At 67.7% G+C, this 12601-nt stretch carries 12 protein-coding genes; 4 read left to right on the top strand and 8 right to left on the bottom strand.

Annotation, left to right across the window (positions count from 1 at the left end; translation table 11 throughout):
- Positions 1 to 226: 226 nt before the first annotated feature.
- Both crcB (ABD260_RS17990) and crcB (ABD260_RS17985) read left to right on the top strand, forming a co-directional pair.
- Positions 227 to 805, top strand: coding sequence for a fluoride efflux transporter CrcB (gene crcB, locus ABD260_RS17990; protein WP_344234730.1), 579 nt, complete (start codon positions 227 to 229; stop codon positions 803 to 805).
- Positions 802 to 1167 (top strand): fluoride efflux transporter CrcB, encoded by a 366-nt coding sequence (crcB, locus tag ABD260_RS17985; protein WP_344234729.1) that lies wholly within the window; start codon positions 802 to 804, stop codon positions 1165 to 1167. Before crcB (ABD260_RS17990) ends, crcB (ABD260_RS17985) begins: the two co-directional genes overlap by 4 nt.
- A gap of 3 nt (positions 1168 to 1170) precedes the next feature.
- Here crcB (ABD260_RS17985) and ABD260_RS17980 read toward each other — a convergent pair whose 3' ends face one another.
- Positions 1171 to 1386: a putative glycolipid-binding domain-containing protein gene (locus ABD260_RS17980; protein WP_344234728.1), complete on the bottom strand. Its 216-nt coding sequence runs from the start codon at positions 1384 to 1386 to the stop codon at positions 1171 to 1173.
- Positions 1387 to 1568: 182 nt separating this feature from the next.
- Between ABD260_RS17980 and ABD260_RS17975 the strand changes: the two genes are divergently transcribed.
- Both ABD260_RS17975 and ABD260_RS17970 read left to right on the top strand, forming a co-directional pair.
- Positions 1569 to 2921: an ADP-ribosylglycohydrolase family protein gene (locus ABD260_RS17975; protein ID WP_344234727.1), complete on the top strand. Its 1353-nt coding sequence runs from the start codon at positions 1569 to 1571 to the stop codon at positions 2919 to 2921.
- A complete protein-coding gene (locus tag ABD260_RS17970) occupies positions 2921 to 4114 on the top strand; it encodes an MFS transporter (protein ID WP_344234726.1) in 1194 nt (397 codons plus the stop codon). The genes ABD260_RS17975 and ABD260_RS17970 overlap by 1 nt, the downstream gene beginning before the upstream one ends.
- A gap of 9 nt (positions 4115 to 4123) precedes the next feature.
- Here ABD260_RS17970 and hpnH read toward each other — a convergent pair whose 3' ends face one another.
- From hpnH to hpnC, 7 genes are read right to left on the bottom strand one after another with little or no spacing between them, the layout of a single operon-like run.
- Positions 4124 to 5119 (bottom strand): adenosyl-hopene transferase HpnH, encoded by a 996-nt coding sequence (gene hpnH / locus ABD260_RS17965; protein WP_344234735.1) that lies wholly within the window; start codon positions 5117 to 5119, stop codon positions 4124 to 4126.
- A gap of 2 nt (positions 5120 to 5121) precedes the next feature.
- Positions 5122 to 6600: a 4-hydroxy-3-methylbut-2-enyl diphosphate reductase gene (gene ispH, locus ABD260_RS17960; protein ID WP_344234725.1), complete on the bottom strand. Its 1479-nt coding sequence runs from the start codon at positions 6598 to 6600 to the stop codon at positions 5122 to 5124.
- The gene (shc, locus tag ABD260_RS17955; RefSeq protein ID WP_344234724.1) at positions 6597 to 8501 is read right to left on the bottom strand and encodes a squalene--hopene cyclase; all 1905 of its coding nucleotides are present in this window, start codon (positions 8499 to 8501) and stop codon (positions 6597 to 6599) included. The genes ispH and shc overlap by 4 nt, the downstream gene beginning before the upstream one ends.
- The gene (locus tag ABD260_RS17950) at positions 8498 to 9538 is read right to left on the bottom strand and encodes a polyprenyl synthetase family protein (RefSeq protein ID WP_344234723.1); all 1041 of its coding nucleotides are present in this window, start codon (positions 9536 to 9538) and stop codon (positions 8498 to 8500) included. Before ABD260_RS17950 ends, shc begins: the two co-directional genes overlap by 4 nt.
- Positions 9535 to 10899: a hydroxysqualene dehydroxylase HpnE gene (hpnE, locus tag ABD260_RS17945; protein WP_344234722.1), complete on the bottom strand. Its 1365-nt coding sequence runs from the start codon at positions 10897 to 10899 to the stop codon at positions 9535 to 9537. Before hpnE ends, ABD260_RS17950 begins: the two co-directional genes overlap by 4 nt.
- Positions 10896 to 11765: a squalene/phytoene synthase family protein gene (locus tag ABD260_RS17940; protein WP_344234721.1), complete on the bottom strand. Its 870-nt coding sequence runs from the start codon at positions 11763 to 11765 to the stop codon at positions 10896 to 10898. The genes hpnE and ABD260_RS17940 overlap by 4 nt, the downstream gene beginning before the upstream one ends.
- Positions 11762 to 12592 (bottom strand): squalene synthase HpnC, encoded by an 831-nt coding sequence (gene hpnC, locus ABD260_RS17935; protein WP_344234720.1) that lies wholly within the window; start codon positions 12590 to 12592, stop codon positions 11762 to 11764. The genes ABD260_RS17940 and hpnC overlap by 4 nt, the downstream gene beginning before the upstream one ends.
- Between the last annotated feature and the right edge of the window lie 9 nt (positions 12593 to 12601).

The raw sequence follows: 12601 nt of genomic DNA, 5'->3' as shown, positions 1-12601 counted from the left end.
CCAAGGAGTTGGTCTTGTGAGTTGTCTTCCTAAGACCGCTTGGCCTCCGACTTGGTTGATCGGGACCGGTTGCGCGGGAGGGGTGGGGTCGGCGCTGGTATGCTGACCGAAGTTTGACCGGCGGTGGGGCTCGCCGGACCGAACCGTCGCTCCGGCGGCCAACAGTCCCTACCTGAGGAACCTCGCGGCGTCGCGCCGCGAGGTCGTTTCCAGGTAGGAGGCCCGAGTGCAGCACGACCCGAACGAGCATCCCGATGCCCCGGGGCCACCACCCCACGTCGAGCGCGATGCCGTGGGGTCACCCCACGTCGAGCGCGATCCGGGGGCGCAGCACCTCGCCGGCCAGCTGCCTCGTGGGCCGGTCGATTCCGATGTCGACCTGCGGATCGACGGGCGTGATCGGCGCGCGCACGATCCTCGTGTCCTCGCCGCGATCGCCGTCGGCGGCGCGCTCGGCGCGTCCGCTCGGTACCTGATCAGCCTCGCCTGGCCCATCGCGCCCGGCGGCTTCCCGGTGAACACCCTGATCATCAACATCGTCGGTTGCGGCCTGATCGGCATTCTGATGGTCGTGGTGACCGACGTACTCACCCAGCAGCGCCTCCTCCGCCCGTTTCTCGGCACCGGCGTCCTCGGCGGCTTCACCACCTTCTCGACGTACGCGGTCGACATCCAGAAGCTCATCACCGGCGGGTACGCCGGAACCGCCCTGCTCTACCTCGCCGCAACCATCGTGGGCGCACTTCTCGCCGTCTGGACGACGGTCACCGCGACCCGGGCCCTGGTCTCCAGGAGCTCACGATGACCAGACTGCTGCTGGTGATCGCCGGCGGACTGATCGGCGCCCCTGTGCGCTACGTCGCCGATCGCGCCGTCCAAGCCCGCCACGACTCGCTGTTCCCCTGGGGCACGTTCAGCGTCAACGTGGTCGGCTCGTTCATCCTGGGCTTCCTCACCGGCGCGTCGTCGCTGCTCCCCGACGGCGTCCAGTTCTTCGCCGGCACCGGCTTCTGCGGCGCCCTCACGACGTACTCGACGTTCTCCTACGAAACCATCCGCCTCTTCGAGGACCGTGCCCGCTTCCTCGCCGTCGCCAACGTCACCGCCAGCATCGTCGCCGGCCTCGGCAGCGTCTTCGTGGGCGCAGCAGTCAGCCAGTCCGTCTGAACCTCACCGATCCCGCGTCGCGGGCGCCGGCACCTCGACTGCTGAGCCGACGGTGAACGGGATGCGGTGTACGGGCAGCGTGTTGGTGACTGCTGACGACTCGAAGTCGACGTCTTCGCACCCGTGCAGCCCGGTGCTGTTCGTGAACAGGACCTCGAAGCCGGTGCGTACACCTGTGTGTGTCCACGAGGCGGTTAAGGGCATCGGTTGAAGGTTCATGCTGAGACCCCAGTGTCCCGTAAGCGATGTAGCTTGAACGATAGCGGTGTTCAGGTGCGTGCATCGGGGTGCTTGGTCAGTGGCCTCGATGCGGAGCATCGTGGGCGCTGGGCAAGTGCCGCGAGGTGCGTGCCTGGGCGCCGATAGCGTCAAGCTACATCGCTTACGGGACACTAGGTTGGGTGAGTGATCAGGTTGAGCTGGATCCGGCGTACACAGGTGGGTACTTCGACGCGATGCGGCCGGTGGACTTGCTGGCTGATGAGGTGCGGCAGCGGCGCGAGACCGGGTACGACGTCGACGCGGTAGTGCGCGAAGCGAACCGGATCGACCCGGCGGACAGCAGCGCCGTATTGGAGTTGGTGGATCGGCTATCGCTGGCGGAGCGTTCGCCGGGCTGGCAGTACGTCGAGCCGGATGAGCTGGAGGACATCGCGGACTCACTCGGTGCACTGCCCGCGGCGGAAGCCGTACCCGAGCCGGAACTCACTGACAAGATCCAGGCCGCCTGGCTCGGGCGGATCGCTGGTTGCAATGTGGGCAAGCCGGTCGAGTCGGGTGACTACTGGACGTCGGAGCGCATCCGGGACTACCTCCTGCTGGCTGATGCCTACCCACTGCGCGACTACGTACCAGCGCTCGACCCCATGCCCGACGGGTTCCGCCTGGTCGACTGCTGGCCGGACACCACGCGCGGCAACGTGCACGGGTCGGCACGCGACGATGACATCGACTACGCGATCCTCGCACTGCATCTGCTCGAGACACACGGCAGTAGTCTCCGGCCGGAGGACGTGGGCGGGGCATGGCTGCGGCTGTTCCCGATTGAGCAGGTGTACACCGCGGAGCGGGCCGCCTACCTGAACCTGGTCAACGGCTTCACGGTGCCCGAGGTAGCGCGCCGGCGGAACCCGTACCGGGAGTGGATCGGCGCACAGATCCGGGGCGATGTGTTCGGGTACGTACACGCCGGCGACCCGTGGGCGGCCGCGCGCCTCTCGTACCAGGATGCCGCCCTCTCGCATGTGGGGAACGGGATCTACGGCGAGATGTGGGCGGCCGCACTGGTCGCTGCTGCTTTCACCGCGTCGTCGCCGCGCGAGGTCGTCGAGCGGGCGCTGACCGTCGTACCGCCGCAGTCCCGACTAGCGGAGGCGATCCGGGACGTACTAGCGCTGGCCGACGCGGGTACCACCTGGGAGACCGCGCTAGCCGCGATCCAGGACCGGTACGGCCACTACTCGTGGGTCCACACCATCAACAACGCGGCAATCGTCGCGGCGGCCCTGCTGTGGTCGGACGGCGACTACCTGACCGGTGTGGGCCGTGTAGTGATGAGTGGCTGGGACACCGACTCGAACGGCGCAACCGTCGGCTCCGTCCTCGGCGTACTAGTCGGCACCCGGAACCTTCCTGAGCACCTGATCGCGCCGCTGGAGAACCGCACCCGCTCCGCCCTGTTCGGCTTCGACAACTCCGTGATCTCGGACCTTGCCGACCGGACGGTCCGGTTGGCCGTCGGCGGTTTGGAGTGATGCTGGATCGGTCCGAGTCGGCGCTGGGCATCGTTCTCCGGTCACGCTTCTACCGTTCGGCGTTCCTGTCGCTGCTGGTGGCCGGCATCGGGGTGTCGTCAGCTACCCCGCAGCTGACGCTGTTCCTAGTACGGGACCTGGGCGCACCGCTGCCGGTCGCCGGGCTGTACTACGTGACCAACCTCGCCGCGCCGATCGCCGGGTACCTGATCGGCCGGTGGTCCGACCGGAGCCGCGACCGGCTGCTGTGGTTCCGGATCTGTTCACTGGTCGGCGGCGTTGGCTGGCTGGCGATGGCTGCTGCGAACGCGGTGTGGCTTCCGTTCGTGATCAGCACGCTGGCGCTGAGTGTCGCCGGTGGGGCGATGGCGCTGCTGTTCGCCGCCTGCCGGGACGAGCTCAGCCGGCACCCGACGCGCGCCGAGAACCGGGTGATCGCCACAGTGCGGATGGCGTTCACCACTGGCTGGATCCTGGGGCCGGTGTTCGGGAGCTGGTTCGGCGGGGTGTTCGGGCTGCGGCCGCTGCTGATCGCTACGGCGGTGTGCATGTTCGCGCAGCTGCTCCCGCTCGGCCGGCAGCGCGTCGAGCGGTACATCGACATCGCCACGCCAGCGGGTCATCCGCGGCGGCGGATCGCCGATTTGCTGCCGCTACTCGTCTTCACCGCGGTGTGCGTCCTCGCGATGACTGGTGACACGATCAAGTTCGGCTACCTACCGATCTACATGGCCGAGCAGTTGCAGGTGTCCGACTCGGTACGGGGTGCGGTGATCGGCATCCAGCCGCTGCTCGAGTTGATGCTCCTCCCGGTGGTGGCGCGGCTGGCTGACCGGTTCGGGGCGATGCGGGCGATGACGGCCGGTGCGGTGCTCGGGTTGAGCGGGAACGTCGCGTACGCACTCAGTACGTCGGTCGCCGGCCTGTTCCTGGGACAGGCGCTGACGGCCGGGCTGTGGGCGTGTGTCGGGGCGCTTGGGGTGACGATCGCGCAGCGGCTCTACCCACAGGGCGTCGGGACCGCGTCAGCTGTGTTCCTGAGCGCGATCCCGGTCGGCTCGGCCATCGGCGGCGCGATCGGTGGCCTCGGCGTGGCCGCGATCGGCCTTCCGCACGTCTTCTTCATCCCAGCCGCCCTCACCGCCCTCGCCATCGTCGCCTTCAGCGTCCTGAGCACGCGGGAGCTCCGCTAGTGCGGTGCACTAGCCCATCGCGGCTCGGATGGACTCGCGGAGGGAACCGAGGGTGGCGACCACTGCGGTCGGCTCGTAGCCGCAGTGGGCCATGCAGTTGGCGCAGCGCGGGTCCTTGCCGCGGCCGTACGTGTTCCAGTCCGTCTCGTCCAGCAACTGCTGGTACGTCTCCACGTACCCGTCGTCCATCAGGTAGCACGGCCGCTGCCAGCCCTTGAGTGAGTACAACGGGATCGCCCAGGCCGTGCAGTCGAAGTCGACTTTGCCTTCCAGGAAGTCCAGGAACAGCGGCGAGTGGTTCAGCCGCCACTTCTTCCGGCGCCCGTCGCCGAACGCCTTCCGGAACAGCTGCCGCGTCTCCTCCGGCCCGAGCCAGTGCTCTTGGTCCGGTGCCTTCTCGTACGCGAACCCGGGCGAGATCTGCATGTTGTCGACTTTCAGATCGTCGTTCAGGTAGTCGAGTACGTCGATCACGTCTTGTGGACTGTCGGTGTCGAAGAACGTCGTGTTCGTCATCACCCGGAAGCCGGCCGCCTGCGCCTGCTTGATCGCCGCGACCGCCTCGTCGAACACCCCGTCCTTGCACACCGACTGGTCGTGCCGTTCGCGCAGTCCGTCGATGTGCACCATCCAGGCGAAGTTCTTGTGCGGTGCGAACTTGTGCAGGTGTTTCGGCAGCAGGACGGCGTTTGTACACAAAAAGACGATCTTGTTCCGGGCCAGCAGTTGCCGGACGATCTCGTCGATCTCCTTGTGCATCAGCGGTTCGCCGCCGGCGATCGACACCATCGGCGCGCCGCACTCCTCGACCGCCGCGACCGCCTGCTCGACCGGCATCCGTTGTTTCAGCCAGTCGTGGGTCTGCTGGATCTTGCCGCAGCCGGCGCATTTCAGGTTGCAGGCGTACAGCGGCTCGAGCTCGAGCAGGATCGGGAACTTCTCCCGGCGGCGGAGCTTCTGCTTCATCAGGTATCCGCCCAGGCGGATGGACTGCCGCAGCGGCATGCTCACGGCTGAGTCACCTCTTTCGGTAGCGCGAAGCGGACGTCCTCGGTGGCGGAACCGGCCTCGGTCACGGTGACCGGTCCGAGGCCGGACAGGCAGCTGATCAGATTGTCGACAAGCGTGTGCGGCGCCGAGGCGCCGGCGGTGATCCCGATCCGGGTGACGCCGGCCAGGCGGTGCAAGGGCAGCTCGCCGGCGTCGTCGATCAGGATCGCAGGCGTGCCCGCGGCCTCGGCGACTTCGGCGAGCCGGCGGGAGTTGGACGAGTTCTGGGAACCGAGCACGATCACCAGCTCCGATTCGGCAGCGATGGCACGGACGGCCTGTTGGCGGTTCGTGGTGGCGTAACAGATGTCGTCTTTGCGCGGACCGCCGAGCGCCGGGAAGCGACGGCGAAGTACGGCCGCGGTCTCGGCGGCTTCGTCGACGGCGAGCGTGGTTTGCATCGCGTACGCGACATTGGTGGGGTCGGGGATGTGGATCGTCTCAGCCTCGGCCGGGTTCGAGACGACGAGTACGTGGTTCGGTGCTTCGCCGGTGGTGCCGACGACTTCTTCGTGGTCGGCGTGGCCGATGAGTACGACGGTGCTGCCGCGGTCGGCGTACCGGCGTACTTCTTGGTGGACCTTGGCGACCAGTGGGCAGGTGGCGTCGATGACTTGGAGGTGCCGCTCGGCTGCCTGCACGCGGACGGCCGGCGCGACGCCGTGGGCGGCGAGGACAAGCAGGCTGCCTTCGGGGACTTCGTCGACCTCTTCGACGAAGATGGCACCGCGGCGTTCCAGGTCACGGACGACGTGCAGATTGTGGACAATCTGACGACGTACATACACCGGTGCGCCGAAGCGCTGCAGGGCTTGCTCGACGGTGTCGATGGCGCGTTCCACTCCTGCGCAGAAGGAGCGTGGACCGGCCAGGAGCAGCTCCCGTTCACCCGTTGCCGCACTCCACTCGTTGATCACGTCTGCCGCGCGGCGCAGTTCGCGCAACGCTCGTACGCCCCGCTGTGGCATCCCCAGGCGGCGCAGAGGTTGTCCCGGCGTATCAACCACCGCACGTACCACCACGGTCTGCCCGTCGTCGCCTGCCAGCAGCGCCGACTCGGTGTCAACAGCAACAGCTCCAGCCGCCGCGAGGGCTGCCCGCTCCTCCGCCGAATCCACCACGTGATCGGCGGTAACCACCGGCCCCAGGTGCACAGTGAACCCCCGCCGCCGCAACTCTCCCGCGACAAGCACAGCCGCCTGACTCACCACACCACCAGCCGCCCCAACTACCTGGTCGGCGGACCGGACCTCGGTTGCGACTACCAGGTCTCCCGGGGCGATCCCGTCCACCAATGCGCCGGCCACTCCAGCCACCAGCACCGGACCATGCGGTGGAGTCCCTCGCGACCGTCCCGTGCGCATCGGAGGTGTAGTGAGCTTGCCCCGCAGCGCCATCCACTCCGCGTACAACGGCGTACACACCACGCCTGTCATCGGACATACCTGCCCAACGCCCAGATCGGAAAGACAATCCGGTACAGGTGGTACCCGATGTAGAAGTCTCCTGGAAAACCGGTACCTGTGTACCGGTGCTCGTCCCAGCCCCCGTCGGGACGCTGCGTCTCCACCAAGTACGCAAGACCGCGCTGCACCGCCTCACCACGAGCCTCAGCAGCCAGCAGGGTCAGCAGCGCCCACGCGGTCTGCGACGGCGTCGAATCACCCCGCCCAGCCCACGAAGTGTCAACGTACGAGCGTAGGTCCTCGCCCCAGCCACCATCAGCGTTCTGATGCGACTCCACCCACCGCACCGCCCGCTGGATCACCGGATCGTCCACTGGCATCCCCACAGCCACCAACGCCGGTACAACCGCCCCGGTCCCGTACACGTAGTTGGTCCCCCACCGACCGAACCACGAGCCGTCCTCCTCCTGCGAGTCCAGCAACCACTGCACCCCGCGCCGGCACTCCGCCGAACCACCGAGGCCCTCCGCCGCCAGCATCTCCACCACATGTGCGGTGACATCAGCCGACGGCGGATCGATCACCGCACCGAAGTCACAGAAGGGCAGCTTCAGCGGCGTGGTGTCCGTGTTGTCCGCGTCGAACGCACCCCATCCCCCATCAGTGGACTGCATCCCCGTCGTCCACTCCACAGCGTTGTCCAGTGCGCTCCGCAAGCGCTCCGGCTCCGGATGGTTGACCCGGCGCAGTGCAAGCACGATCTCCGCCGTGTCATCGGTATCGGGATACCCGTCGTTCGCGAACTCGAACGCCCAGCCGCCACTGACCAGATCCGGCCGGCGTACCTGCCAGTCGCCCGGTGCATCGATCTGCTCGCTCAGCAGCCAGTCAGTTGCCTTGAGCACCGTCTCGTCGTCCCCTGGTACTCCGGCATCAAGCAGCGCGCCTACTGCGAGTCCTGTGTCCCATACCGGCGACTGACACGCCTCTAGCCACCGCACTGGTCCGTCAGCAGTCTCGGCGTGCACCATGAAGCCGTCCAGCCCACGCAGCCCCGCGGCCATCACCGGATGGTCGGTCGGGTAGTTCATCAGCCGCAGCGCGATCAGCGAGTACACCCAAGGCGGCTGGATGCCTCCCCAGCCACCATCCGCCTCCTGCCGCGCCACGATCCACTCAGTCGCGCGGCGCATCGCCAACCGTCGCAGCCACTTCAACGGGCCACGCGGCCCCCAGCGCGTGTACGCGTTCAGCAGCACGTCCAGCCGCTGGAATGCACCGTCCAGCTTCCACACCGGCGCGTACGGCGCAGTCACTGCACCGGACCGCAGCTCGTCGACGGTGAACCCAACCGGATGGACAGGGCGGTGTGCACTGACGATGGTCAGCGGCACAATCGTCTGCCGCGCCCAACAGGCCCAGTTGTAGACGTTCAGTGGCGCCCAGCTCGGCAGGAAGATCAGCTCCGGTGGCAGGTCCGGGCAGTCGTCCCACTCCCACAGCCCGAACAGCGCCAGCCAGATGTGGGTGAACACCCGCGCCTTCTCCACCCCGCCGGCCGACCGGATGAACTCCGCCGCATTCGTCAGGTGTGCAGCCGCTGGATCGTCACCGGCCATCCGCAGCGCGACCCACGACTCCACTGTCGTCGACAGGTCTCCAGGACCACCCGGGAACGTCGCCCAGGTCCCGTCCTCGCGCTGCTGCGACCGTATCCACCGTGCCGTCTCCGCATCGGTCTGCGCCGTCGCCACCCCGAGGAAGTGCCGCAGCATCAGGTCCTCGGCGTCCATCGTCACGTTCGTCGCCAGATCGCCCTTCCACCAGCCGTCCTCGTGCTGCAACGAGCGCAGGTACGCCACCGCGGCGTCCAGGCACTCCTGCACGCGTACGTCGGCCGGCGCCTCGCTGGCGACCCGTTCGGCCGTCACAGCTGCCGCTCCGCGACGAACTGGGCCAACTGGTCAAGCTGCTCCCTGTTGGCCGACTGAACGCCCGCACTGTCCAGTGCCTTGCCCGCGCTGCGTACGCGCTCCTCCGCTTCCGCTAGGGCCCACTCGCGGCCACCGGCGCGTTCCACGAGTACGGCCGCATGCGCGAGGTCGTCGGCGGTCGGTGCCTCCGGATTGGCGAACCAGGCAGCCAGCTCCCGTCCGGGCGATCCACCGTACTCCAGCGACCACACAACTGGCAGCGTCTTCTTGTGCGCCTGCAGGTCGGCGAACACCGGTTTGCCGGTCTTCTCCGGCGCACCCCAGATGCCCAGCAAGTCGTCGACGAGCTGAAACGCCAGCCCGAGCTCACGCCCGTACCGCCGGAACGCTTCGCAGGTAGAGGGATCAGCACCGGCCAGGATCGCACCGAGCTGAGCTGATGCCCCCAGCAACGAACCGGTCTTCCCGACGGCCATGTCCACGCACTCCGCCAGGCTGACGTCGCTGCGCTGCTCAAACGCGACATCCAGCACCTGTCCGCGGATCAGCTCCCGCGTCGCCACAGCCAGCGCATGACCAGCCCGCGGAGCGTACGGCGAATCGCACTCCCCCAGGACCTCGTCCGCGAGACAAGCGAGCGCATCTCCGACCAGTACTGCGGTGGCATCGCCCCAGATCGCCCAGACCGTACGCCGGTGCCGGCGTTGCGTGTCGCGGTCCATCAGGTCGTCGTGGATGAGTGAGAAGTTGTGCACCAGCTCCACTGCGACACCACCAGGCACTCCGGGGTCTGGCGTACCTGCAACTGCTTCAGCCACCAGCAACGTGAGGCCCGGGCGGATTGCCTTGCCGGGACTCCCACTGGCCGGTCGCCCGTGCACGTCGCACCAGCCGAGGTGGTACGACGCCACCAACCGGCTGTGCTCGTCGAGCCGACTGACCGCCTGCCGCAGCGACGGCTCCACCAGCTCGCGCGAACGAGTCAGCAGATCCACCACCTTGGTTGCCGACGGCATCGGCTCCACAGCAGTCACAGGACCACATCCTCTGAGCCCAGTACAACCTGCGATGGCCGGTTGGTGAGCCTGTGACGCAGTACCGACGCGGCTGCAGCTTCGCCACTCCGGGCGGCGCTTTCCATCGTGGCGGGCCAGCCGGTGGCGGTCCAGGCGCCCGCAAGGTGGAGCCCGGGACGGTTGGTGGTCGCAGCCGGCCGGAGGCTGCCGGAGCCTGGGGCCGGCCGGAAGGTGGCATGTCGTTCTCGGGTCACGAAGAACTCCTTCACACGCGCGTCGGCGGCCGCGGGAAGCAGCCGCCGGAGAGCAGGCACCAACAGGTCACGCAGGTCGGCGACCGGGGTGTCGATCAGCTCGTCCGCCGCAGACAAGGACACCGCGACGTACTGCTCACCACCGGCTCGCTCCCCGCACTGCACGGTCCGGTCGAACACCCACTGCAGGGGACTGTCCACCCCGGCCACGAACGGCACGTCCAGTACCTGCCGGTCGAACACCACATGCGCATTGACGATCGGCGAACTACCGAGTGCCTCCGCCCACCCGGCCGGCAAGTCCACCGCACCATCCGGCAGCAGCCGCGCCGCCTCCGTCGGTGGAACAGCCAGTACTACGTCGTCGTACCGCTCACCTTCGATGCACCAACGACCCTCCTGTTCATTCAGTGCGCGTACGCGCGCCCGCAACCGCACCGCGACACCGGCCGCGGCCAGTGCCCGTGCAGCAGCTCCCCCGTGCAGCTGCTGCAACGGCACCAACGACCAGCCGATGTCGGCGGCGTCACTCTGTTCCAGCAGCCCGAGCTGGAACACGGTCGCTGCCACAGCAAGCGACGCCTCATCCGCTCGCGCATTGAGCGTCGCTATCCCGATCAGCTCCCACAGCGCCTCTACAGCGCGCGCGTCCTGCCCGTGAGCCGCCAGCCAGCTACCGAACGACTGCTCGTCAGTCTCCGGAGCCGTCCGGTCCACACGTCCCATGGCCAGCGCGCCACTGGCTGCAGCGACTCGCTCCACCAAGCTGAGCCAGCGGTACGACGCCAGAGCAGGTCCAAGGTGCAACGGCGCCGGTAGCTCGTTCCGTCTGATCCGTCCGACTCCAGGACGTCGTCCACTCCGCACTGGTACGTCCAGCCGCCGCTGCACGTGTACTTGGTCCCGTACGTCCAGACGCTCCAGCAACCGCAGGTACGACGTGCAGCACCGCAGGAACACGTGCTGACCGTTGTCGATCCACCGCCCGTCCCGCTCGAACGAATGCGTGAGGCCGCCCAGCTTCGGCCGCCCCTCCAACAGGTCCACCGCACAGCCCGCGTCCGCGAGCTGCAGCGCGGCAGTGATACCTGCCAGACCGCCTCCCACCACAGCTACTCGCCTCATGACCGGCCTCCCGCCAGTGACGTCAGAGCTACCTGTGCCTTCTCCCCCGCCGACAACGACAGCCGCTGGTCGTACACCAGCACTGGATTCGAACCGATCCGGCGAAGCAGGTGGTAGTAGATGCCGGACATGGCACGGCAGGACGCACCACTACGCCAGTCCAGGTACGGCAGCAGTCGCCAGCCGAGTGAGTACCAGTCCTGCGCACGACCGGCCGCGTACCGGATGTACCCGGCCAACCGCCCTTGTGGATCGTCCAGTGCGCCGTGATCGTCCAGCATGATGCGGACGCCGAAGCGCTCGAGTTCATCGGCCGGCAGGTACACCCGGCCGTTCGTCAGATCCTCGCGGATGTCGCGCAGGATGTTGGTCTGCTGCAATGCGATACCGAGCTGGTCCGCGTAGAGCGCCAGCGTCTCGAAGTCGGTGTCACTCGTCGGCCCGAAGATCGACAAGCACAGACGGCCTACCGACCCGGCCACGCGACGGCAGTACACAACCAGTTCGTCGAAGTCGGCGATGTGTACGTCCGCCAGGTCCGTCTCGACCCCGTCGACAAGCTCCTCGAACGCACCGAGCGGTACGGGGTACCGGCGCGCCGCATCAGCCACCGCCACATACACCGGATCGTCCAGGTCAGCCAGCCGGCCGAGGTTCTTCCGTACCTTCACCAGCTCCGCGCGCTTCTCGTCCAGCGGCAGATCGCCGTCGCCGATGTCGTCGATCCGCCGCGCCAGCGCGTACAGCGCGGACAGCGCGTTGCGCTTCGGCGGCGGGAGCAGCCGAATACCGTAGTAGAAGTTGCGGGCCTCGGTCCGGGTGATGTCCAGACAGGCCGTGTACGCGTCGTCAATCGTGGATGTCATCGCGCCATCGCCTTCAGCATCAAGCGCAGCGTGTCCGCCTTCGACGGGCGTGCCTGCTGCGAAAGCACGTCGCCGCCCGTACGCTGCAACGCCCGGACCGTCGCCTGCCCACCGGCCACGAACCCGGCGACGGACACCCGTGCCCAGCCGTGCAACCGCCCGACGATCGCGCTTCCCTCATCGAGCAGACGCGCGGCCCGGTCGGTCTCGAAGCTCATCAGCTCGCGCAGCGCCGGCGAGGCGACCCGCTGGTCGAGATCGGATTCGGGGACGCCGTACGTGGCGAGATCGTCTTGGGGAAGGTAGATCCGCCCCGCCTGGCGATCCTCCGCGACGTCCTGCCAATGTTCGACCAGCTGCAGCGCCGTACACACCAGATCGGACAGCCGCTCGGTCTCGGGATCGTTGACGTCGAAGACACCCAGCACCATCCGGCCGACCGGATCGGCGGACAGCCGGCAGTACCCGACGAGGTCGTCGAAGGTCTGGTAACGAGTGACCGTTTGGTCCTGCAGGTTCGCCAGAATCAAACGACGGAAGGGATCGGGTGGGAGATCGTGCGCCTGGATCACCCGGCGCAGGCGGCGCAACACCGGGTGATCGGGTTCCTGATCGGCCCAGATCCGGTCGAGATCGGCCGTGAACGCGTGCAGCGCCGCGGTCCGGTCCCCCGGAAAGCTGTCGCCAAGCTCGTCGACGGTGCGGGCATAGCCGTAAATCGCATGCAGACCCGCCCGTGGGGCGCCGGGAAGGACTTTCAGCACGACAGGGAAGTTCTCGCTCTGTTCCCTCCTGCCGAGTTCTTTCTGCAGTCCGTCTGGATGCACGTTTCCATG

Source organism: Kribbella hippodromi (genome assembly GCF_039531045.1).
In the GTDB taxonomy this organism is placed as follows: domain Bacteria; phylum Actinomycetota; class Actinomycetes; order Propionibacteriales; family Kribbellaceae; genus Kribbella; species Kribbella hippodromi.
Note: the sequence above shows the minus strand (reverse complement) of the source record. Positions and strands in the feature narration are given on the sequence as shown.